The sequence below is a fragment of the Enterobacter cloacae complex sp. ECNIH7 genome (genome assembly GCF_002208095.1).
Lineage (GTDB): Bacteria > Pseudomonadota > Gammaproteobacteria > Enterobacterales > Enterobacteriaceae > Enterobacter > Enterobacter cloacae_M.
Map to the genome: position 1 here is coordinate 1,478,854 of NZ_CP017990.1, position 22,221 is coordinate 1,501,074.

Genomic DNA, 22,221 nt, shown 5'->3' on the forward strand with positions numbered 1-22,221 from the left:
CGCACCCAACATCTTTTAGCGCTTCAGGTCAGACTTAAAATCACGCTGCTCGTAGCCGGTATACAGCTGACGAGGACGGGCGATTTTCATGCCTTCGCTGTGCATTTCGTTCCAGTGCGCAATCCAGCCTACGGTACGGGCCATAGCGAAGATCACGGTGAACATGGAAGACGGAATGCCCATCGCTTTCAGAATAATGCCAGAGTAGAAATCGACGTTCGGGTAGAGTTTCTTCTCGATGAAGTACGGGTCGTTCAGTGCGATGTGTTCCAGCTCCATCGCCACTTCCAGCAGATCATCTTTGGTACCCAGCTCTTTCAGCACTTCGTGGCAGGTCTCACGCATGACGGTGGCGCGCGGGTCGTAGTTTTTGTAAACACGGTGACCGAAGCCCATCAGGCGGAAGGAGTCATTCTTGTCTTTCGCGCGACGCACGAACTCAGGAATGTGCTCAACGGTGCTGATCTCTTCCAGCATCTTCAGTGCCGCTTCGTTCGCGCCGCCGTGCGCCGGTCCCCACAGGGAAGCGATGCCCGCAGCGATACAGGCGAACGGGTTCGCGCCTGAAGAGCCCGCGGTACGGACGGTAGAGGTAGAGGCGTTTTGTTCGTGGTCAGCGTGCAGGATCAGAATACGGTCCATTGCGCGTTCCAGCACCGGGTTCACTTCGTACTCTTCGCACGGTGTGGAGAACATCATGCGCAGGAAGTTACCCGCGTAGGAGAGGTCGTTGCGCGGATACACAAACGGCTGGCCGATGGAGTATTTGTAGCACATCGCCGCCATGGTAGGCATTTTGGACAGCAGGCGGAACGCCGCGATATCACGGTGACGCGGGTTATTCACGTCAAGGGAGTCGTGGTAGAACGCCGCCAGCGCACCGGTGATACCGCACATCACCGCCATCGGGTGAGAGTCACGGCGGAACGCATGGAACAGACGGGTAATCTGCTCATGGATCATGGTGTGACGGGTCACGGTGGTTTTGAATTCATCGTACTGTGCCTGCGTCGGTTTTTCGCCGTTCAGCAGGATGTAGCACACTTCCAGATAGTTGGATTCGGTGGCTAACTGATCGATGGGGAAGCCGCGATGGAGCAGGATACCTTCGTCACCGTCAATGTAGGTGATTTTGGATTCGCAAGATGCGGTAGAGGTAAATCCAGGGTCAAAGGTGAATACACCTTTAGAGCCCAGCGTACGGATATCAATAACATCCTGACCGAGCGTGCCTTTTAGCACATCCAGTTCAATAGCAGTGTCACCATTTAGGGTGAGCGTTGCCTTTGTATCAGCCATTTACGGTCTCCTTAGCGCCTTATGCTTAAGACTGCGCTTTACCGGATTTGCTTTCAGCTGTTAATCACCGTTACCAGATTGTTATTTGGCTTTCCGCTCAGCTCACGAGGACAAACCAGGGTACAGAGCTATGGCGCCTTGCAGGTAAACGAATGAAATATCAGTGAAACCACAGCAAATCAGCGTTTTTGCAGTCCGAATTATTCAAACCTGTATATCACTAATAACTGTCCTGATAACTTCGGTCAATACCATCACACTGTTACATAACTATTTGTCAGGTGAAAGAGAGACCTCATAACTTTTGCGCATTATATGCCTTTTCTGATGACGTTTGTAACAATATTGTTTAACATTTGTCAAATCAGATGATTAAAAATTAAAAAGATGTTGTTATCGTGACCCTGATCACTGTTCCAGAGAAAACCCGACAAACTGTATGTAGGTTAATTGTAATGATTTTGTGAACGGCCTATACTGCCGCCAGGTCTCCGGAACACCCTGCAATCCCGAGCCACCCAGCGTTGTAACGTGTCGTTTAAGCATCTGGAAGCAGTGTTTTGCATGACGCGCAGTTATAGAAAAGGAACGCTGCTTGACCCGCATCGCAGTCCGGAGGAAGGAAACAATAAGAACAGCATGTGGGCGTTATTCATGATAAGAAATGTGAAAAAACAAAGACCTGTCAATCTGGATCTCAAAACGATCCGGTTCCCTGTAACAGCAATAGCGTCCATTCTGCACCGTGTTTCTGGTGTGATTACGTTTGTGGCGGTCGGTATTTTGCTGTGGTTACTGGGCACCAGCCTCTCTTCCCCTGAAGGATTCCTCCAGGCCTCTGCCATCATGAACAGCTTCTTCGTGAAATTCATCATGTGGGGCATTCTGACCGCGCTGGCGTACCATGTCGTTGTGGGTGTTCGCCATATGCTGATGGACTTTGGCTACCTGGAAGAGACTTTCGAAGCCGGGAAACGCTCCGCTAACATTTCATTTGTGATTACTGTCGTGCTTTCACTTCTCGCAGGAGTTCTCGTATGGTAAGCAACGCCTCCGCATTAGGACGCAACGGCGTACATGACTTCATTCTGGTCCGTGCTACCGCCATCGTTCTCACTCTTTACATCATCTATATGATCGGTTTCTTCGCGACCAGCGGCACGCTGACGTGGGAAATCTGGAGTGGGTTCTTCGGATCTGCCTTCACCAAAGTGTTCACCCTGCTGGCTCTGTTCTCCATCCTTATTCATGCGTGGATTGGCATGTGGCAGGTGTTGACCGATTACGTTAAACCGCTGGCGATTCGCCTCCCACTGCAGCTGGCCATTGTTGTTGCACTGGTGGTTTACGTTATTTATGGATTCGTTGTGGTGTGGGGTGTGTAATGAAACTGCCAGTCAGAGAATTTGATGCTGTTGTAATTGGTGCCGGTGGCGCAGGTATGCGTGCCGCACTGCAAATTTCCCAGAGCGGCCAGACCTGTGCGCTGCTCTCTAAAGTTTTCCCGACCCGTTCCCACACTGTGTCTGCGCAGGGCGGTATCACCGTTGCGCTGGGTAACTCCCATGAAGATAACTGGGAATGGCACATGTACGACACGGTAAAAGGTTCCGACTACATCGGCGACCAGGATGCCATCGAATATATGTGTAAAACCGGCCCGGAAGCGATTCTGGAGCTGGACCACATGGGTCTGCCGTTCTCCCGTCTGGAAAATGGCACTATCTATCAGCGTCCGTTTGGCGGCCAGTCGAAAAACTTCGGCGGCGAGCAGGCGGCACGCACCGCGGCGGCGGCTGACCGTACCGGTCACGCACTGCTGCACACCCTGTATCAGCAGAACCTGAAAAATCATACCACCATCTTCTCCGAGTGGTACGCGCTGGATCTGGTGAAAAATGCCGATGGCGCAATCGTCGGCTGTACCGCGCTGTGCATCGAAACCGGTGAAGTGGTTTACTTCAAAGCCCGCGCTACCGTGCTGGCTACCGGCGGCGCAGGCCGTATCTATCAGTCCACCACCAACGCCCACATCAACACCGGTGACGGTGTCGGCATGGCTATCCGCGCGGGCGTGCCGGTGCAGGATATGGAAATGTGGCAGTTCCACCCAACCGGTATCGCCGGTGCGGGCGTTCTGGTAACAGAAGGCTGCCGCGGTGAAGGTGGCTACCTGCTGAACAAACACGGCGAGCGCTTCATGGAGCGTTATGCCCCGAATGCGAAAGACCTGGCGGGTCGTGACGTGGTGGCGCGTTCCATCATGATCGAAATCCGTGAAGGCCGCGGCTGTGACGGCCCATGGGGTCCACACGCGAAGCTGAAGCTCGACCACCTGGGTAAAGAAGTTCTGGAGTCCCGTCTGCCGGGCATCCTGGAACTGTCCCGCACCTTCGCACACGTCGACCCGGTGAAAGAGCCGATTCCGGTTATCCCAACCTGCCACTACATGATGGGCGGTATTCCGACCAAAGTGACCGGTCAGGCGCTGACCGTAAACGAGCAGGGCGAAGACGTGGTTATTCCTGGCCTGTTCGCGGTAGGCGAAATTGCCTGCGTATCCGTACACGGTGCAAACCGTCTGGGCGGCAACTCCCTGCTGGACCTGGTGGTGTTTGGTCGTGCGGTGGGCCTGCATCTGCAGGAATCTATTGCCGAGCAGGGCGCGCTGCGTGACGCGACCGACGACGAAATTGATGCCTCTCTTGAGCGTCTCAACCGCTGGAACGGTAACCGCAACGGCGAAGATCCGGTGGAAATCCGTAAAGCGCTGCAGGAATGCATGCAGCACAACTTCTCGGTATTCCGTGAAGGCGACGCGATGGCCAAAGGTCTTGAGCAGCTGAAAGCGATCCGCGAGCGTCTGAAAAATGCCCGTCTGGACGACACCTCCAGCGAATTCAACACCCAGCGCGTTGAGTGCCTGGAGCTGGATAACCTGATGGAAACCGCGTTCGCGACGGCGATGTCGGCAAACTTCCGTACCGAAAGCCGTGGCGCGCATAGCCGCTTCGACTTCCCGGATCGTGATGACGAAAACTGGCTGTGCCATTCCCTGTATCTGCCAGAGTCGGAATCCATGACGCGTCGTAGCGTCAACATGGAACCGAAACTGCGTCCGGCGTTCCCGCCGAAGATTCGTACTTACTAATGCGGAGACAGGATAATGAAACTCGAATTCTCAGTTTATCGTTATAACCCGGATGTTGATGATGCTCCGCGTATGCAGGACTACACCCTGGAAGCGGAAGAAGGTCGCGACATGATGCTGCTGGATGCCTTAATCCAGCTGAAAGAAAAAGATCCTACGCTGTCGTTCCGCCGCTCCTGTCGTGAAGGGGTGTGTGGTTCTGACGGGGTGAACATGAACGGCAAAAATGGCCTGGCCTGCATCACGCCAATTTCAGCGCTGCAGCGTCCTGGTCAGAAAATTGTTATCCGTCCTCTGCCAGGCCTGCCGGTCGTGCGTGATTTGGTGGTAGACATGGGGCAATTCTATGCACAATATGAGAAGATTAAGCCTTACTTATTGAATAATGGGCAAAATCCACCCGCTCGCGAGCACTTACAGTCTCCTGAGCAGCGTGAAAAACTCGATGGGTTGTACGAGTGTATTCTCTGCGCATGCTGTTCAACGTCCTGCCCGTCGTTCTGGTGGAACCCGGACAAGTTTATCGGCCCGGCCGGTTTGCTGGCTGCCTATCGCTTCCTGATCGATAGCCGCGACACCGAAACCGATAGCCGTCTGGAAGGACTGAGTGACGCTTTCAGCGTATTCCGCTGCCATAGCATCATGAACTGCGTCAGTGTGTGTCCGAAGGGGCTGAACCCGACGCGCGCCATCGGCCATATTAAGTCGATGCTGCTGCAGCGCAGTGCGTAAGTAGTGAGAGGGGAGCGGTGTTCCCCTCACCCTAACCCTCTCCCTAAGGGAGAGGGGACAGATTGCAGGAAATCTTTAAAAACTGCCGACGGCATTCCCCCTCTCCCTTAGGGAGGGGTAGGGGTGAGGGTAAAGACCCTTAGACAGTTTCTAAAGGTTCCTTCGCGGGCCAAAGTAAAAGAGCTCGCAGGTGAACCCCGGCACGTACACGTGGTGTGCGTGGTAGTTTCTACGGCGAAAGTAAGCATAAAAATGCTTAAGGGATCACGATGCAGAACGGCGCAATGAAAGCCTGGCTGGACTCTTCTTTCCTTTCTGGTGCGAACCAGAGCTGGATTGAACAGCTCTATGAAGACTTCTTAACCGATCCTGACTCAGTGGACGCAAACTGGCGTTCCATGTTCCAGCAGTTGCCTGGCACAGGGGTCAAACCGGATCAATTCCATTCCAAAACACGTGATTATTTCCGTCGTCTGGCGAAGGATGCCTCACGTTACTCTTCTGCGATTTCCGACCCTGACACCAATGCGAAGCAGGTTAAAGTCCTGCAGCTTATCAACGCTTATCGCTTCCGCGGTCACCAGCATGCGAATCTCGATCCGCTGGGACTGTGGAAACAAGACCGTGTGGCCGATCTCGATCCGGCATATCACGATCTGACCGAGGCCGATTTCCAGGAAAGCTTTAACGTAGGTTCCTTTGCCATCGGCAAAGACACGATGAAGCTGGGCGATCTGATTGACGCGCTCAAGCAAACCTACTGCGGCTCCATCGGCGCGGAATACATGCACATTACCTCTACCGAAGAGAAACGCTGGATCCAGCAGCGCATCGAATCCGTAGCGGGTCACGCGACCTTCTCAGCTGACGAGAAAAAACGCTTCCTGAACGAACTGACCGCAGCGGAAGGGCTTGAGCGCTATCTGGGCGCGAAATTCCCGGGCGCAAAACGCTTCTCGCTGGAAGGCGGCGATGCGCTGGTGCCGATGCTGAAAGAGCTGATTCGTCACGCAGGCAAGAGCGGCACCCGTGAAGTGGTTCTGGGTATGGCGCACCGTGGTCGTCTGAACGTGCTGGTCAACGTGCTGGGTAAAAAACCTCAGGACCTGTTCGACGAGTTCGCGGGCAAACATAAAGAACACCTCGGCACCGGCGACGTGAAGTACCACATGGGCTTCTCGTCAGATATCGAAACCGAAGGCGGTCTGGTTCACCTGGCGCTGGCGTTTAACCCGTCACACCTGGAAATCGTTAGCCCGGTGGTTATCGGTTCCGTGCGTGCGCGTCTGGATCGTCTGGACGAGCCGAGCAGCAATAAAGTGCTGCCGATCACCATCCACGGCGATGCGGCGGTAACAGGGCAGGGCGTAGTTCAGGAAACCCTGAACATGTCGAAAGCGCGTGGTTACGAAGTGGGCGGTACCGTTCGCATCGTGATTAACAACCAGGTGGGCTTTACCACCTCTAACCCGCTTGACGCGCGTTCTACCCCGTACTGCACCGACATCGGTAAGATGGTGCAGGCGCCAATCTTCCACGTTAACGCGGATGACCCGGAAGCCGTTGCTTTCGTTACCCGTCTGGCGCTGGATTTCCGTAATACCTTTAAACGCGATGTGTTCATTGACCTCTTCTGCTACCGCCGTCACGGCCACAACGAAGCGGACGAGCCAAGTGCAACCCAGCCGTTGATGTATCAGAAAATCAAAAAACACCCGACCCCGCGCAAAATCTATGCTGACAAGCTGGAGAGCGACAAAGTGACGACGCTGGAAGATGCGACCGAAATGGTCAACCTCTACCGCGACGCGCTGGATGCGGGTGAATGCGTGGTCAAAGAGCTGCGCCCGATGAACATGCACTCCTTTACCTGGTCGCCGTACCTCAACCACGAATGGGATGAGAGCTACCCGAACAAGGTTGAGATGAAGCGCCTGCAGGAGCTGGCTAAACGCATCAGCACCGTACCGGACGCTATCGAGATGCAGTCTCGCGTGGCGAAAATCTACGCTGACCGTCAGTCCATGGCGGCAGGCGAGAAGCTGTTCGACTGGGGCGGCGCGGAAACGCTGGCCTACGCAACGCTGGTTGACGAAGGTATTCCTGTTCGTCTGTCCGGTGAAGATGCCGGCCGTGGGACCTTCTTCCACCGTCACGCGGTTGTTCACAACCAGTCCAACGGTTCAACCTACACCCCGCTGCAGCACGTGCACAACGGTCAGGGCCAGTTCAAGGTCTGGGACTCCGTGCTGTCTGAAGAAGCGGTTCTGGCCTTCGAATACGGTTACGCCACCGCAGAACCACGCACTTTGACCATCTGGGAAGCGCAGTTCGGTGACTTTGCCAACGGTGCGCAGGTTGTTATCGACCAGTTCATCTCCTCCGGCGAGCAGAAGTGGGGCCGTATGTGTGGCCTGGTAATGCTGCTGCCGCACGGTTATGAAGGTCAGGGTCCGGAGCACTCCTCCGCGCGTCTGGAACGTTATCTGCAGCTCTGCGCCGAGCAGAACATGCAGGTCTGCGTGCCGTCCACCCCGGCTCAGGTCTACCACATGCTGCGTCGCCAGGCGCTGCGCGGTATGCGCCGTCCGCTGGTGGTGATGTCGCCGAAATCCCTGCTGCGTCACCCGCTGGCCGTGTCCAGCCTGGAAGAACTGGCGAATGGCACCTTCCTGCCAGCCATCGGTGAGATTGACGAGCTGGATCCGCAGGGCGTGAAGCGCGTGGTGATGTGTTCTGGTAAGGTTTATTACGACCTGCTGGAACAGCGCCGCAAGAACGATCAGAAAGATGTCGCCATCGTGCGTATCGAACAGCTTTATCCGTTCCCGCATCAGGCGATGCAGGAAGTGCTGAAACAATATGCTCACGTACATGATTTTGTCTGGTGCCAGGAAGAGCCGCTTAACCAGGGCGCATGGTACTGCAGCCAGCATCATTTCCGTGAAGTGATTCCATTTGGGTCAGCCCTGCGTTATGCAGGTCGCCCGGCCTCCGCCTCTCCGGCGGTAGGGTATATGTCCGTTCACCAGAAGCAGCAACAAGATCTGGTCAATGACGCGCTGAACGTCGATTAATTAAAGGATACAAAATGAGTAGCGTAGATATTCTTGTTCCCGACCTGCCTGAATCCGTAGCAGATGCGACCGTCGCTACCTGGCACAAAAAACCAGGCGATGCCGTTAAGCGCGATGAAGTGCTGGTAGAAATCGAAACTGACAAAGTGGTACTGGAAGTACCGGCTTCGGCGGATGGCGTTCTGGACGCGGTGCTGGAAGATGAAGGTACCACCGTAACTTCTCGTCAGATCCTGGGTCGCCTGCGTGAAGGCAACAGCGCGGGCAAAGAGTCCAGCGCGAAATCTGAAGAGAAAGCCTCTACGCCGGCTCAGCGCCAGCAGGCTTCTCTGGAAGAACAGTCTAACGACGCCCTCAGCCCGGCGATCCGTCGCCTGCTGGCTGAACACAGCCTCGACCCGGCAGCCATCAAAGGCACCGGTGTGGGTGGTCGTCTGACCCGCGAAGACATCGACAAACACCTTGCGAAAGCGCCAGCTCAGGCAGAAGCGAAAGCCCCTGCGGCAGCACCGGCAGCACAGCCTGCTCTGGGTGCCCGCAGCGAAAAACGCGTCCCGATGACCCGCCTGCGTAAGCGCGTGGCCGAGCGTCTGCTGGAAGCGAAAAACTCCACCGCGATGCTGACCACCTTCAACGAAGTGAACATGAAGCCAATCATGGACCTGCGCAAGCAGTACGGTGACGCGTTTGAAAAACGTCACGGTATCCGTCTGGGCTTTATGTCCTTCTACGTGAAAGCGGTAGTTGAAGCGCTGAAACGCTACCCGGAAGTGAACGCGTCTATTGACGGCGATGACGTGGTTTACCACAACTATTTCGACGTCAGCATGGCGGTTTCTACTCCACGCGGCCTGGTAACGCCGGTTCTGCGTGATGTGGATACCCTGGGTATGGCTGACATCGAGAAAAACATTAAAGAGCTGGCTGTTAAAGGCCGCGACGGCAAGCTGACCGTAGACGACCTGACCGGCGGTAACTTCACCATTACCAACGGCGGCGTATTCGGCTCGCTGATGTCTACCCCGATCATTAACCCGCCGCAGAGCGCGATCCTGGGTATGCATGCCATTAAAGATCGCCCTATGGCGGTAGACGGTAAAGTTGAGATCCTGCCAATGATGTACCTGGCGCTCTCTTACGATCACCGCCTGATCGACGGCCGCGAGTCCGTGGGCTTCCTGGTCGCGATTAAAGAGCTGCTGGAAGATCCAACCCGTCTGCTGCTGGACGTCTAGTTTTGCAGTCTTGCCCGGCGGCGTATGGCTGCCGGGCCAATAAAAGCACGACCTAACGATTACCTGAAGGATGGATAGAACACATGAACTTACATGAATATCAGGCCAAACAGCTGTTTGCCCGGTATGGCTTACCGGCTCCGGTGGGTTATGCCTGTACTACCCCGCGTGAAGCAGAAGAAGCCGCATCTAAAATCGGTTCCGGCCCTTGGGTAGTTAAGTGTCAGGTTCACGCTGGTGGCCGTGGTAAAGCGGGCGGTGTGAAGGTTGTTAAGAGCAAAGAAGAGATTCGTGCGTTTGCTGAACATTGGCTCGGCAAGCGTCTGGTAACGTACCAGACAGATGCGAACGGCCAGCCGGTTAACCAGATCCTGGTTGAAGCGGCGACCGACATCGCAAAAGAACTGTACCTGGGCGCGGTTGTTGACCGTAGCTCCCGTCGCGTGGTGTTCATGGCGTCTACCGAAGGCGGCGTGGAAATCGAAAAAGTGGCGGAAGAAACCCCGCACCTGATCCACAAAGTGGCAATCGATCCGCTGGCGGGCCCAATGCCTTATCAGGGTCGCGAGCTGGCGTTCAAACTGGGCCTGGAAGGCAAGCTGGTTCAGCAGTTCACCAAGATTTTCATGGGTCTGGCGAACATCTTCCTGGAGCGCGACCTGGCGCTGATCGAGATCAACCCGCTGGTGATCACCACTCAGGGCGACCTGATCTGCCTCGACGGCAAGCTGGGCGCTGACGGCAACGCGCTGTTCCGCCAGTCGGATCTGCGCGAAATGCGCGACCAGTCTCAGGAAGATCCGCGTGAAGCACAGGCTGCACAGTGGGAGCTGAACTACGTGGCGCTGGACGGCAACATCGGCTGCATGGTTAACGGTGCGGGCCTGGCAATGGGCACCATGGACATCGTTAAGCTGCACGGCGGTGAGCCAGCAAACTTCCTCGACGTAGGCGGTGGCGCAACCAAAGAGCGCGTAACCGAAGCGTTCAAAATCATTCTCTCTGACGACAACGTGAAGGCCGTTCTGGTTAACATCTTCGGCGGCATCGTTCGTTGCGACCTGATCGCCGACGGTATCATCGGTGCGGTAGAAGAAGTGGGTGTTAACGTTCCGGTGGTTGTACGTCTGGAAGGTAACAACGCTGAACTCGGCGCGAAAAAACTGGCTGACAGCGGCCTGAATATTATTGCAGCGAAAAGTCTGACGGATGCAGCTCAGCAGGTTGTTGCCGCAGTGGAGGGGAAATAATGTCAGTTTTAATTAATAAAGATACCAAGGTTATCTGCCAGGGCTTCACCGGTAGCCAGGGGACTTTCCACTCCGAACAGGCGATTGCCTACGGCACGCAGATGGTTGGCGGCGTAACGCCAGGTAAAGGCGGTACCACGCACCTGGGCCTGCCGGTATTCAACACCGTGCGTGAAGCCGTAGAAGCGACGGGCGCAACCGCGACCGTGATCTACGTTCCGGCACCGTTCTGCAAAGACTCCATTCTGGAAGCGATCGACGCAGGCATCAAACTGATCATCACTATTACTGAAGGCATCCCGACGCTGGATATGCTGACCGTGAAGGTGAAGCTGGATGAAGCAGGCGTGCGCATGATCGGCCCGAACTGCCCTGGCGTTATCACCCCGGGCGAGTGCAAAATCGGCATCATGCCGGGCCACATTCACAAGCCGGGTAAAGTGGGCATCGTGTCCCGTTCCGGTACGCTGACCTATGAAGCCGTTAAGCAGACCACCGATTACGGCTTCGGCCAGTCCACCTGCGTGGGCATCGGCGGTGACCCGATCCCGGGCTCTAACTTCATCGACATCCTGAAGCTGTTCCAGGAAGATCCACAGACCGAAGCGATCGTGATGATCGGTGAGATCGGTGGTAGCGCGGAAGAAGAAGCCGCTGCTTACATCAAAGAACACGTGACCAAGCCAGTTGTCGGTTACATCGCGGGTGTGACTGCGCCAAAAGGCAAGCGTATGGGTCACGCGGGCGCGATCATCGCCGGCGGTAAAGGTACGGCTGATGAGAAATTCGCAGCGCTGGAAGCAGCAGGCGTGAAGACCGTTCGCAGCCTGGCGGATATCGGCGAAGCACTGAAATCCATCATTAAGTAAGTCCTCTCTGCTCCCCGAAAGGGGGGCGTTGAAGTATAAAAATGTCCGTTTCGACATGGTTGGCCGCTGTAAAGCGGCCTTTTTTATTGCCTGCGTCTGGCGACTAGCGTGAACTTGTAATCGTCGGTATTGAACACGTTGCGGCTGTATTCAAATACCCGTCCGTCCTTCAGAAACCCGCGGGAGACTTTTTCCAGGATCGGCTTTGCCGGATCGAGCGACAGTGCGGCGATCGCCTCCTCTGACGGCATGATCGGCACCAGCTCCTGTTCGCTGCGATCGATAACCAGCTTTTTGATCTGCTCAACGTAGTGGTATTTCGAATTCTCCATCACTTCCCAGGTGAGGTCGGGGAACATGGCCAGCGGCATCCACGTTTCTTCCAGATTTACCGGTTTTTGTTTGATAAAGCGGACGCGTTTGACGTGCCAGACCTTATCGTCATGAGAGAGATTCAGCTTTTCGGCAAGTTTTGCATCGGCTTTCAGCACTTCGAAAATGCTTACCTCACTGTGGGTATCCACGTTCCGGTCGGCCAGTTTTTCGTAAAACCCGGTGAGCTGGTAAATGTCGTAATTGACGCGCTCTTCTTTTACGTAGGTGCCGCTGCCCTGAATGCTCTCGACGATCTGCTCTTCCGTAAGCAGCTTCAGCGCCTGTCTCACCGTAACGCGACTCACGTTGAATGCCTCCTGAAGGCTGGATTCCGTCGGTAACGCATCGCCAGGCTTTAACTCTCCCGCGCTGATTTTTTCGCGAAGCGCATCGGCTATTTGCCGGTACATCGGTTTGTTACCCATCGAATCTGCCTTTCTAATACCTTTGCATGGAATTATGCCTCTCACTTAAAATTTGTAAATAATACAACTTAAATACAAATTTGCATTGTTAGTGAAAATGATCACATAAATGTATTGTGTGACCTGCCACAATTGCCGCCAGACAATAACAACTTAAGTGTGAGGATCTTATGAACCTGACGACTCTGACCCACACCAGTGCTGTCTGCTTGCAGGCGCACTATGCCAGCCGTGATGAGGCCATTCGCCAGCTTACAATGCGGCTGGTGGCGCTGGGCAAAATTACAGATGGCGATGCATTTTTGGCGGAGGTCTACCGTCGCGAATCGCAGGGGCCAACCGCCCTGGGTGAAGGGCTGGCTGTCCCGCATGGTAAATCGAGCGCGGTGAACGAAGCGGCTTTTGCGGTTGCTACGCTGTGCGAACCGCTGGATTGGGAGGGGGTGGACGGCCCTGAAAAGGTTGAGATGATCGTCCTGCTGGCCATCCCGCCAGCTGAAGCGGGATCCACGCATATCCAGGTGCTGACGGCGCTGACGTCTCGCCTTGCCGATGATGTCCTCCGGGAACGCGTTATGGCTGCAGAGACGGCAGAGGATCTGCTTGATGCGCTGAACGGTGTCTCGCAGGAAGACGAGGCTGATACGCGGGTGAATGCACCAACCGTCGTCTGTGTAACCGCCTGTCCGGCGGGGATCGCGCATACCTATATGGCCGCAGAGTACCTGGAAAAAGCGGGACGTAAGCTCGGCGTCAACGTGGTGGTCGAAAAGCAGGGGGCGAACGGTATTGAAGGGCGCATTACTGCCCAGCAGTTGCTGGAGGCGAAAGCGTGTATTTTTGCCGCAGAAGTGGCGATCAAAGAGAGTGAGCGCTTTCAGGGGATCCCCGCCATTTCCGTGCCCGTTGCGGAACCCCTGCGCCATGCTGAAGCGTTGATTGAACGCGCGCTGGCGCTAAAGCCTTCTACCGATGCGCGCCATGCGCAGGTCGATACCGAAACGAAAAAGCGCGTTAAAACTGAACTCAAGCAGGCGCTTCTCAGCGGCATCTCTTTTGCGGTGCCGCTGATCGTCGCCGGCGGTACGGTGCTGGCCGTATCGGTACTGCTGGCGCAAATCCTTGGCCTGCAGCACCTGTTTGACCAGGAAAACTCGTGGCTTTGGATGTACCGCAAGCTTGGCGGCGGCATGCTCGGCATTTTGATGGTGCCTGTCCTGTCGGCCTACACCGCCTACTCGCTGGCGGATAAACCTGCGCTGACGCCGGGCTTTGCGGCCGGTCTTGCTGCCAACATGATCGGCTCCGGTTTTCTCGGCGCTATCGTCGGCGGGCTGATCGCGGGCTATCTGATGCGCTGGGTGAAAAGCCACATCCGGCTCCGTAGCCGCTACAACGGCTTTCTGACTTTTTATCTCTATCCGGTGATTGGCGTGCTGGGCGCGGGCAGCCTGATGCTGTTTGTGATTGGCGAACCGGTGGCCTGGCTCAATAACACGCTCACCGTCTGGCTTAACGGTCTCTCCGGCGCGAATGCGCTGCTTCTGGGGGCGATCCTCGGGTTTATGTGCTCATTCGATTTGGGTGGCCCGGTCAACAAAGCCTCTTACGCGTTCTGCCTGGGGGCGATGGCGAACGGGGTATACGGTCCCTATGCGATCTTTGCCTCCGTCAAAATGGTCTCAGCCTTTACCGTCACGGCGTCAACGATGCTGGCACCGAAGCTGTTTAAGTCGTTTGAAATTGAAACCGGTAAATCGACCTGGCTGCTCGGCCTCGCGGGCATTACCGAAGGGGCGATTCCGATGGCGATAGAAGATCCGCTTCGCGTTATTGGCTCATTTGTACTCGGATCCATGATGACAGGCGCGGCTGTCGGTGCGATGGGAATCGGGTTGTCTACGCCGGGGGCCGGGATTTTCTCTCTCTTTTTACTTCACGATGCCGGGTTGGGCGGTGTAGTTGCGGCGGCGGGCTGGTTTGGCGCGGCGCTGGTGGGGACCGCTATCTCCACCTTTGTTCTGCTGCTCTGGCGACGCCAGGCGGTTAAAAATGGCAACTACGTCATTGAAGACGCCATACCGTAAAACCTCACAAAACAGGAAACGAAGATGAAAGCTGTATCTCGCGTTCATATCACGCCGCATATGCACTGGGACCGTGAGTGGTACTTCACCACTGAAGAGTCGCGTATTCTTCTGGTCAATAATATGGAAGAGATCCTGACCCGTCTGGAGCAGGATGATGAGTACAAATACTACGTCCTCGATGGACAGACGGCGGTGCTGGAGGATTATTTTGCCGTTGTGCCCGAAAACCGCTCTCGCGTGAAGGCGCTTGTCGAACGTGGAAAACTGATTATCGGCCCCTGGTATACCCAGACCGATACCACGATTGTGAGCGGCGAGTCGATTGTCCGCAACCTGATGTACGGCATCCGGGATTGTATGGCCTTCGGCGAGCCGATGAAAATCGGTTATCTCCCGGATTCGTTTGGCATGTCCTGCCAGCTTCCGCATATCTATAACGGGTTTGGCATTACCCGCACGATGTTCTGGCGCGGCTGTTCTGAACGCCACGGGACCGATAAAACCGAATTTCTCTGGCAGAGCCAGGACGGCAGTGAGGTCACGGCACAGGTGCTGCCGCTGGGCTACGCGATTGGTAAGTACTTACCGGAGGACGAAGCGGGGCTGCGAAAACGGCTCGACAGCTATTTTGAGGTTCTGGAAAAGGCGTCCGTCACCAAAGCGATTTTGCTGCCCAACGGCCACGACCAGATGCCGCTGCAGCAGAACATTTTCGCGGTGATGGATAAGCTTCGTGAAATCTATCCCCAGCGTCAATTCGTGATGAGTCGGTTCGAAGAGGTCTTTGAATATATCGACGCGCACCGCGATGAACTGGCGACGCTAAAAGGGGAGTTTATCGACGGGAGATACATGCGCGTTCACCGGACCATCGGCTCCACGCGCATGGATATCAAAATCGCCCATGCGCGTATTGAGAACAAAATTGTCAATATCCTTGAGCCGCTGGCGACGCTTGCCTGGACGCTGGGCTTCGACTACCACCACGGCCTGCTGGAGAAGATGTGGAAAGAGATCCTCAAAAACCACGCTCACGACAGCATCGGCTGCTGCTGCAGCGACAAGGTGCATCGCGAGATTGTCTCCCGCTTTGAACTGGCTGAGGACATGGCAGATAACCTGGCGCGTTTCTTTATGCGCAAGATTGTCGACAACATGCCGCAAAGCGACGCCGATAAGCTGGTGATGTTCAACCTGATGCCCTGGCCGCGTGAAGAGGTGATGAACACCACGATTCGACTGCGCGCCAGCCAGTTCCGTCTGCGGGATGACAAAGGCAATGAGATCCCGTATTTCATTCGCAGCGCGCGCGAGCTAGACCCGGGCCTCATTGACCGGCAGATTGTTCACTACGGCAATTACGAACCGTTTATGGAGTTTGATATTCAGCTCAGCCAGATACTGCCGGCGATGGGCTACCGTACGCTGTTTATCGAACCTAACGTGGCCGGGAAGGTGCTCTCTCCGGGGGTAAATACCGCATCCTTACTTGAAAACGCCTTCTGGCAGATTGACTTAAATGACGACGGTACGCTGCGCCTGCGCGACAAAGAAACCGGGCTTGTTTATGACCGCGTGCTGGAAATCGAAGAGAGCTCGGATGATGGCGATGAATACGACTACTCACCTTCGCGGGAAGAGTGGAGACTCACTTCCACGCAGGGCGAGCATGAATTTGAGATTACGCATGAAGGCTGGCAGAGCAGGGCTGTTATCCGCCATCGAATAGCCGTTCCGGCGAACCTGGCCGAACGCGCGGCGCGCCAGCGAAACGGCTATCTCGACGCTGAATTTGAGATTACGCTAAGCCATAACAGCAGACGCATTGACGTGGCAGTGTGCCTGGATAATCAGGCCAACGACCACCGCGTTCGCGTGCTGATCCCAACGCCGTTTATGACAGAGGAAGTGTTAGCGGATACGCAGTTTAGCTCGATCACTCGCCCGGTGCAGGACGCGGCGATGGAAAACTGGCGGGAGGAGGGGTGGAAAGAAGCGCCGGTTCCCGTCTGGAATTTACTTAACTACGCCGTATTGCAGGAAAAACGAAACGGGCTTGCGCTATTTACCGAGGGGCTGCGTGAATTTGAAGTCGTGGGCGATGAACAAAAAGCATTTGCTCTGACCTTGCTGCGCGGCGTGGGGGTACTCGGCAAAGAAGATCTGCTCCTGCGCCCCGGCAGACCATCCGGTATCAAAATGCCGGTCCCGGACTCTCAGGTGCGTGGTTCGCTAAGCTGTCGCTTTAGCCTCTTCAGCTTCAGCGGCTCGCCGGAAAACGCGGGTGTCGCGCAGCAGGCTCAATCGTGGTTAACGCCGGTGCAGTGTTATAACAAGATCCCCTGGGATGCAATGAAGCTGAATCGCGCGTCGTTGACCACGCCGGAAAGTTACAGCCTGTTAGCGCTTTCGCCAACGGGATGCGTACTCAGTGCGATCAAAAAAGCGGAAGATCGCGATGAGCTCATTCTTCGTCTGTTCAACCCTTCGCAGTCCAGAGCATGTGACGCGACGCTAGCCGTCAATCCGGGGGTGAAGCGGTGCTGCGAAACGGACATGAATGAACGGCTGAAGGACCACGGTGAAGACGAAGGCATTGTCGGGGCGTTCAAACCGGGACAGTCGCGAACCTTTAGCCTTCTTCTTGCCTGAGAACCGCTGATATCATTAAAAGGCTGCACTGTTTGCGGCCTTTTTCATTAATAGTCACTCCGCGGTGTTAAGTTAGGGGGGGATAAAAGTAAAATAAATGTAATTACGAAGGGTTGCATAAATGCCATGGAAAAATAACCCGGCCTGACTATGCTTTATTGTTTGCCGCGCATCGAAATGAGGCTTTTGTTTCGCGTTAATTAAAATCACTTCTGTTTATATTTTTTTTCGTCTTCGATAACCAATCACATCTTTACATGCACATATCATTAACATGGTTTTTACCATTCTTACCACGATTAAACATAGTTAACATCAAGGTTTGTTTTTGATTTAAATCAAAGTTTAATCCTTGGAAAAAGGTGTCGAAAAGCGCTAAATTGTCCCCGATCAAAATGGCCGAAAAGTGGTAATTTTGCTATAAATTGATCGCCGTCGAAAAACGTAAATGTGATTCAATAAAAACCTGTTTATTGTAAGGGTTTTGCAGCGTATTATATTTGCGGTATCAATTTGAGTTTTTTATTAACGTATTTGTAACCTCACGTCATCGTTTTTATCCTCCTTCAGGGTAATAACGACGACAAGGATGCGAATAATTTGTATTGGGGCATGCGTGTGGATCTCTCTCTCTGACGGGGTTCACTCTCGGAGTCTTCATGCGATGAGCAAGGAGTCATGATGTTAGATATAGTCGAACTGTCGCGCTTACAGTTTGCCTTGACCGCGATGTACCACTTCCTGTTTGTGCCGCTGACGCTCGGTATGGCGTTCCTGCTGGCCATTATGGAAACGGTATACGTTCTCTCCGGCAAACAGATTTATAAAGATATGACCAAGTTCTGGGGCAAGTTGTTTGGTATCAACTTCGCGCTGGGCGTGGCAACCGGTTTGACCATGGAGTTCCAGTTCGGGACTAACTGGTCTTACTATTCCCACTATGTAGGGGATATCTTCGGTGCGCCGCTGGCCATTGAAGGTCTGATGGCATTCTTCCTCGAATCCACCTTTGTAGGTCTGTTCTTCTTCGGTTGGGACCGTCTGGGTAAAGTCCAGCATATGGCGGTAACCTGGCTGGTGGCATTAGGTTCGAACCTGTCCGCGCTGTGGATCCTGGTGGCGAATGGCTGGATGCAGAACCCTATCGCGTCTGATTTCAACTTCGAAACCATGCGTATGGAGATGGTCAGCTTTGCCGAGCTGGTCCTGAACCCGGTGGCACAGGTTAAATTCGTTCACACCGTCGCCTCTGGCTACGTGTGCGGTGCGATGTTTGTACTGGGCATCAGCTCTTACTACATGCTGCGCGGTCGTGACTTCGCGTTTGCTAAGCGCTCCTTTGCTATCGCTGCAAGCTTCGGTATGGCAGCAATCCTCTCTGTTATCGTTCTGGGTGATGAATCCGGTTACGAAATGGGTGACGTGCAGAAAACCAAACTGGCTGCCATCGAAGCCGAATGGGAAACCCAACCGGCGCCTGCTGCCTTTACGCTGTTCGGCATTCCCGATCAGGACGCGCAGGAAAACCGCTTCGCCATTCAGATCCCTTATGCGCTGGGTATCATCGCCACCCGTTCTGTTGATAAGCAGGTGACCGGTCTGAAAGAGCTGATGGTTCAGCACGAAGAGCGTATCCGTAACGGTATGAAAGCCTACTCGCTGCTGGAACAGCTGCGTGCCGGTTCTACCGACCAGGCCGTTCGCGACCAGTTCAACAACGTGAAGAAAGATCTGGGTTACGGTTTGCTGCTGAAGCGTTATACCCCGAACGTTTCTGATGCGACAGAAGCGCAGATCCAGATGGCAACCAAAGACTCGATTCCACGCGTTGCGCCACTGTACTTCGCATTCCGTATCATGGTGGGCTGCGGCATCATCATGCTGCTGATCATTGCGGCGTCCTTCTGGTCCGTGATTCGCAACCGCATCGGCGAGAAAAAATGGCTGCTGCGTACCGCGCTGTACGGTATTCCACTGCCGTGGATCGCTATCGAATCCGGCTGGTTTGTTGCGGAGTACGGCCGTCAGCCATGGGCGATTGGTGAGGTACTGCCAACGGCGGTAGCGAACTCGTCCCTGACAGCGGGCGACCTGATCTTCTCCATGCTGCTGATCTGTGGTCTGTACACCCTGTTCCTGGTGGCTGAACTGTTCCTGATGTTCAAGTTCGCGCGCCTTGGCCCAAGCAGCCTGAAAACCGGTCGCTATCACTACGAGCAGTCCACCGCGACTACTCAGCCGGCACGCTAAGACAGGAGTCATCAAATGATCGATTATGAAGTATTGCGTTTTATCTGGTGGCTGTTGATCGGCGTTCTGCTGATCGGTTTCGCCGTCACGGATGGTTTCGACATGGGGGTGGGGATGCTCACCCGTTTCCTCGGTCGTAATGACACTGAGCGTCGAATCATGATCAACTCCATCGCCCCTCACTGGGACGGTAACCAGGTGTGGCTGATCACCGCTGGCGGCGCGCTGTTCGCTGCCTGGCCGATGGTCTACGCGGCTGCGTTCTCCGGCTTCTACGTGGCGATGATTCTGGTGCTGGCCTCTTTATTCTTCCGTCCGGTCGGTTTCGACTACCGTTCCAAGATTGAAGACACCCGCTGGCGCAACATGTGGGACTGGGGCATCTTCATCGGTAGCTTCGTTCCACCGCTGGTGATCGGCGTGGCGTTCGGTAACCTGCTGCAGGGCGTACCGTTCCACCTGGACGAATACATGCGTCTTTACTACACCGGTAACTTCTTCCAGCTGCTGAATCCGTTTGGTCTGCTGGCCGGCGTGGTGAGCGTGGCGATGATCATCACTCAGGGCGCAACCTATCTGCAAATGCGTACGGTTGGTGAACTGCACCTGCGTTCTCGCGCGACGGCTCAGGTCGCTGCGCTGGTCACGCTGGTCTGCTTTGCACTGGCCGGTGTGTGGGTGGTGTACGGCATTGATGGCTACGTAGTGACGTCTGCAATCAACCATACTGCGCCGTCTAATCCGCTGACCAAAGAAGTGGCGCGTCAGGCAGGTGCATGGCTGGTGAACTTTAACAATACCCCTGCGCTGTGGGCTATCCCGGCTCTGGGCGTATTGCTGCCGCTGCTGACCGTGTTGACGTCTCGTCTGGAGAAAGGCGCTCTGGCGTTCGTGTTCTCATCACTGACCCTGGCGTGCATCATCCTGACATCGGGTATCGCGATGTTCCCATTCGTCATGCCATCCAGCACCATGCTGAATGCTAGCCTGACCATGTGGGACGCAACGTCCAGCCATATGACGCTGAACCTGATGACGTATGTTGCTTGCGTGTTCGTTCCGATTGTTCTGGCTTACACCATCTGGTGTTACTGGAAAATGTTCGGTCGTATCACTAAAGAACATATCGAAAGCAACACCCACTCTATGTACTAAGTAAGGAGCTGAATATGTGGTATTTCGCATGGATTTTAGGGACGCTTCTTGCCTGTGCATTTGGTGTCATCACTGCCCTGGCGCTTGAGCACGTCGAAGCGACCAAAGCGGGTGAAGAAAAACACTGATGAATATTATCGCGACGCTTTACGCGGTAATGGACAAGCGCCCGTTACGGGCGCTTTCTTTAGTGATGGCATTACTGCTGGCAGGTTGTATCTTCTGGGACCCTTCGCGCTTTGCAGCGAAAACCAGCGAGCTTGAAATCTGGCACGGCTTCCTCATTATGTGGGCGGTGTGTGCAGGTGTGATCCACGGCGTGGGCTTTCGTCCGAAAGCCATTCACTGGCAGGGAATTTTTTGCCCTCTGATTGCCGATCTGGTGCTTCTCGCCGGTTTGATTTTCTTCTTCTTCTGAATAAGAAATGTCCGTTAACGTTATGGGCTTACCCGAGCCCATAAAAATTTACTCTCCGTTTACTTTCTCCCATTCCCAACCCTCTTTCCCGCGCGTATAGTAGCGAAGTTTAAAAGCATTAACTTTTGTTGCATTACCGGGATGTAAAGTGAATACAACGCTGTTTCGATGGCCGGTTCGTGTCTATTACGAAGATACCGATGCCGGTGGTGTGGTTTACCACGCCAGCTACGTTGCTTTTTATGAACGGGCACGCACAGAGATGCTGCGCCATCATCACTTTAGTCAACAGGTGCTGTTGGCTGAGCGAGTTGCCTTCGTGGTACGCAAGATGACGCTTGAGTATTTTGCGCCTGCCAGACTCGACGATATGCTCGAAGTCCAAACTGAAATTACATCAATGCGCGGGACCTCACTGGTTTTCACGCAGTGGATAGTCAACGCAGAGAATACCGTACTGAACTCAGCTGAAGTGCTGATTGTTTGTGTTGATCCAACCATAATGAAGCCTCGTGCGCTTCCTAAGTCTATTGTCGCGGAGTTTAAGCAGTGACTGACATGAATATCCTTGATTTGTTCCTGAAGGCAAGCCTTCTGGTTAAACTTATCATGTTGATTTTGATTGGTTTTTCAATCGCATCCTGGGCCATCATCATCCAGAGAACGCGTATCCTCAATGCCGCTGGCCGTGAAGCTGAAGCGTTTGAAGATAAGTTCTGGTCGGGTATTGAGCTTTCTCGTCTGTATCAGGAAAGCCAGGGGCGCCGTGAGAACCTTACAGGCTCCGAGCAAATTTTTTATAGCGGTTTCAAAGAGTTTGCTCGTCTGCATCGTGCAAACAATCATGCGCCAGAAGCGGTGGTGGAAGGTGCCTCGCGTGCGATGCGCATCTCTATGAACCGCGAGCTGGAAAATCTCGAAACGCATATTCCATTCCTCGGCACTGTCGGTTCCATCAGCCCGTATATCGGCCTGTTTGGTACCGTGTGGGGGATCATGCACGCCTTTATCGCGCTGGGCGCGGTGAAGCAGGCGACGTTGCAGATGGTTGCACCGGGTATCGCTGAAGCACTGATTGCGACCGCTATCGGTCTGTTTGCGGCAATTCCTGCGGTTATGGCATACAACCGTCTGAACCAGCGCGTGAACAAACTGGAACTGAACTACGACAACTTTATGGAAGAGTTCACTGCGATTCTGCACCGTCAGGCGTTTACCAGCACCGAGAGCAACAAGGGGTAAA

The 22,221-nt window shown here is 54.6% G+C and carries 18 protein-coding genes; 16 read left to right on the forward strand and 2 right to left on the reverse strand.

Translation table 11 applies throughout. The annotated features are described in order from the left end of the window. Positions 1-15: 15 nt before the first annotated feature. The gene (locus WM95_RS07265) at positions 16-1,299 is read right to left on the reverse strand and encodes a citrate synthase (RefSeq protein ID WP_023310788.1); all 1,284 of its coding nucleotides are present in this window, start codon (positions 1,297-1,299) and stop codon (positions 16-18) included. 639 nt (positions 1,300-1,938) lie between these two features. Here WM95_RS07265 and sdhC point away from each other — a divergent pair. The 8 genes from sdhC (at position 1,939) to sucD (ending at position 11,613) form a co-directional block, all read left to right on the forward strand. Further along, positions 1,939-2,343 (forward strand): succinate dehydrogenase cytochrome b556 subunit, encoded by a 405-nt coding sequence (gene sdhC, locus WM95_RS07275; protein WP_020684965.1) that lies wholly within the window; start codon positions 1,939-1,941, stop codon positions 2,341-2,343. After that, on the forward strand, positions 2,337-2,684 hold the full coding sequence (gene sdhD, locus WM95_RS07280) for a succinate dehydrogenase membrane anchor subunit (protein ID WP_008501088.1): 348 nt from the start codon (positions 2,337-2,339) through the stop codon (positions 2,682-2,684). Before sdhC ends, sdhD begins: the two co-directional genes overlap by 7 nt. After that, the gene (sdhA, locus tag WM95_RS07285) at positions 2,684-4,450 is read left to right on the forward strand and encodes a succinate dehydrogenase flavoprotein subunit (RefSeq protein WP_023310789.1); all 1,767 of its coding nucleotides are present in this window, start codon (positions 2,684-2,686) and stop codon (positions 4,448-4,450) included. Before sdhD ends, sdhA begins: the two co-directional genes overlap by 1 nt. A 15-nt stretch (positions 4,451-4,465) precedes the next feature. Then, positions 4,466-5,182 (forward strand): succinate dehydrogenase iron-sulfur subunit SdhB, encoded by a 717-nt coding sequence (gene sdhB / locus WM95_RS07290; RefSeq protein ID WP_008501090.1) that lies wholly within the window; start codon positions 4,466-4,468, stop codon positions 5,180-5,182. Positions 5,183-5,451: 269 nt separating this feature from the next. Next, positions 5,452-8,259, forward strand: coding sequence for a 2-oxoglutarate dehydrogenase E1 component (sucA, locus tag WM95_RS07295; protein WP_023334931.1), 2,808 nt, complete (start codon positions 5,452-5,454; stop codon positions 8,257-8,259). A 14-nt stretch (positions 8,260-8,273) separates the two neighbouring features. After that, positions 8,274-9,494, forward strand: a complete 1,221-nt coding sequence (gene odhB / locus WM95_RS07300; protein ID WP_008501093.1) for a 2-oxoglutarate dehydrogenase complex dihydrolipoyllysine-residue succinyltransferase — start codon at positions 8,274-8,276, stop codon at positions 9,492-9,494. A gap of 83 nt (positions 9,495-9,577) precedes the next feature. Next, on the forward strand, positions 9,578-10,744 hold the full coding sequence (gene sucC / locus WM95_RS07305) for an ADP-forming succinate--CoA ligase subunit beta (RefSeq protein WP_023310791.1): 1,167 nt from the start codon (positions 9,578-9,580) through the stop codon (positions 10,742-10,744). Beyond that, on the forward strand, positions 10,744-11,613 hold the full coding sequence (gene sucD, locus WM95_RS07310; protein ID WP_008501094.1) for a succinate--CoA ligase subunit alpha: 870 nt from the start codon (positions 10,744-10,746) through the stop codon (positions 11,611-11,613). Before sucC ends, sucD begins: the two co-directional genes overlap by 1 nt. Positions 11,614-11,696: 83 nt before the next feature. On the opposite strand, the gene WM95_RS07315 is transcribed toward sucD, so the two are convergent. After that, a complete protein-coding gene (locus tag WM95_RS07315) occupies positions 11,697-12,413 on the reverse strand; it encodes a GntR family transcriptional regulator (RefSeq protein ID WP_032663941.1) in 717 nt (238 codons plus the stop codon). Positions 12,414-12,583: 170 nt separating this feature from the next. Here WM95_RS07315 and mngA point away from each other — a divergent pair, with 170 nt between their 5' ends. The 8 genes from mngA to tolQ all read left to right on the forward strand — a co-directional run bounded on the left by mngA (position 12,584) and on the right by tolQ (position 22,220). Further along, complete coding sequence (mngA, locus tag WM95_RS07320; protein ID WP_063408979.1) at positions 12,584-14,500, forward strand: PTS 2-O-a-mannosyl-D-glycerate transporter subunit IIABC; 1,917 nt, start codon at positions 12,584-12,586, stop codon at positions 14,498-14,500. Positions 14,501-14,524: 24 nt separating this feature from the next. Further along, positions 14,525-17,155: a mannosylglycerate hydrolase gene (gene mngB, locus WM95_RS07325; RefSeq protein ID WP_063408980.1), complete on the forward strand. Its 2,631-nt coding sequence runs from the start codon at positions 14,525-14,527 to the stop codon at positions 17,153-17,155. Positions 17,156-17,836: 681 nt separating this feature from the next. After that, entirely contained in the window at positions 17,837-19,405 is a 1,569-nt protein-coding gene (gene cydA / locus WM95_RS07330; protein ID WP_023310795.1) for a cytochrome ubiquinol oxidase subunit I, read from the forward strand. 15 nt (positions 19,406-19,420) lie between these two features. Then, positions 19,421-20,560 carry a cytochrome d ubiquinol oxidase subunit II gene (gene cydB, locus WM95_RS07335; RefSeq protein WP_023334940.1) on the forward strand — a complete coding sequence of 380 codons (1,140 nt, stop codon included), beginning with the start codon at positions 19,421-19,423 and terminating at the stop codon, positions 20,558-20,560. A 14-nt stretch (positions 20,561-20,574) separates the two neighbouring features. Then, on the forward strand, positions 20,575-20,688 hold the full coding sequence (gene cydX / locus WM95_RS07340; RefSeq protein ID WP_003858598.1) for a cytochrome bd-I oxidase subunit CydX: 114 nt from the start codon (positions 20,575-20,577) through the stop codon (positions 20,686-20,688). After that, positions 20,688-20,978, forward strand: a complete 291-nt coding sequence (gene ybgE / locus WM95_RS07345) for a cyd operon protein YbgE (RefSeq protein WP_014831116.1) — start codon at positions 20,688-20,690, stop codon at positions 20,976-20,978. The genes cydX and ybgE overlap by 1 nt, the downstream gene beginning before the upstream one ends. Positions 20,979-21,126: 148 nt before the next feature. Beyond that, on the forward strand, positions 21,127-21,531 hold the full coding sequence (ybgC, locus tag WM95_RS07350; RefSeq protein ID WP_088544709.1) for a tol-pal system-associated acyl-CoA thioesterase: 405 nt from the start codon (positions 21,127-21,129) through the stop codon (positions 21,529-21,531). Beyond that, complete coding sequence (gene tolQ / locus WM95_RS07355; RefSeq protein WP_008501101.1) at positions 21,528-22,220, forward strand: Tol-Pal system protein TolQ; 693 nt, start codon at positions 21,528-21,530, stop codon at positions 22,218-22,220. Before ybgC ends, tolQ begins: the two co-directional genes overlap by 4 nt. Position 22,221: the final 1 nt, after the last annotated feature.

Bases quoted from the DNA above. Each gene is read 5' to 3' on its own strand.
- WM95_RS07265 (WP_023310788.1), bottom strand. From the start codon at position 1,299: ATGGCTGATACAAAGGCAACGCTCACCCTAAATGGTGACACTGCTATT.
- sdhC (WP_020684965.1), top strand. From the start codon at position 1,939: ATGTGGGCGTTATTCATGATAAGAAATGTGAAAAAACAAAGACCTGTC.
- sdhD (WP_008501088.1), top strand. From the start codon at position 2,337: ATGGTAAGCAACGCCTCCGCATTAGGACGCAACGGCGTACATGACTTC.
- sdhA (WP_023310789.1), top strand. From the start codon at position 2,684: ATGAAACTGCCAGTCAGAGAATTTGATGCTGTTGTAATTGGTGCCGGT.
- sdhB (WP_008501090.1), top strand. From the start codon at position 4,466: ATGAAACTCGAATTCTCAGTTTATCGTTATAACCCGGATGTTGATGAT.
- sucA (WP_023334931.1), top strand. From the start codon at position 5,452: ATGCAGAACGGCGCAATGAAAGCCTGGCTGGACTCTTCTTTCCTTTCT.
- odhB (WP_008501093.1), top strand. From the start codon at position 8,274: ATGAGTAGCGTAGATATTCTTGTTCCCGACCTGCCTGAATCCGTAGCA.
- sucC (WP_023310791.1), top strand. From the start codon at position 9,578: ATGAACTTACATGAATATCAGGCCAAACAGCTGTTTGCCCGGTATGGC.
- sucD (WP_008501094.1), top strand. From the start codon at position 10,744: ATGTCAGTTTTAATTAATAAAGATACCAAGGTTATCTGCCAGGGCTTC.
- WM95_RS07315 (WP_032663941.1), bottom strand. From the start codon at position 12,413: ATGGGTAACAAACCGATGTACCGGCAAATAGCCGATGCGCTTCGCGAA.
- mngA (WP_063408979.1), top strand. From the start codon at position 12,584: ATGAACCTGACGACTCTGACCCACACCAGTGCTGTCTGCTTGCAGGCG.
- mngB (WP_063408980.1), top strand. From the start codon at position 14,525: ATGAAAGCTGTATCTCGCGTTCATATCACGCCGCATATGCACTGGGAC.
- cydA (WP_023310795.1), top strand. From the start codon at position 17,837: ATGTTAGATATAGTCGAACTGTCGCGCTTACAGTTTGCCTTGACCGCG.
- cydB (WP_023334940.1), top strand. From the start codon at position 19,421: ATGATCGATTATGAAGTATTGCGTTTTATCTGGTGGCTGTTGATCGGC.
- cydX (WP_003858598.1), top strand. From the start codon at position 20,575: ATGTGGTATTTCGCATGGATTTTAGGGACGCTTCTTGCCTGTGCATTT.
- ybgE (WP_014831116.1), top strand. From the start codon at position 20,688: ATGAATATTATCGCGACGCTTTACGCGGTAATGGACAAGCGCCCGTTA.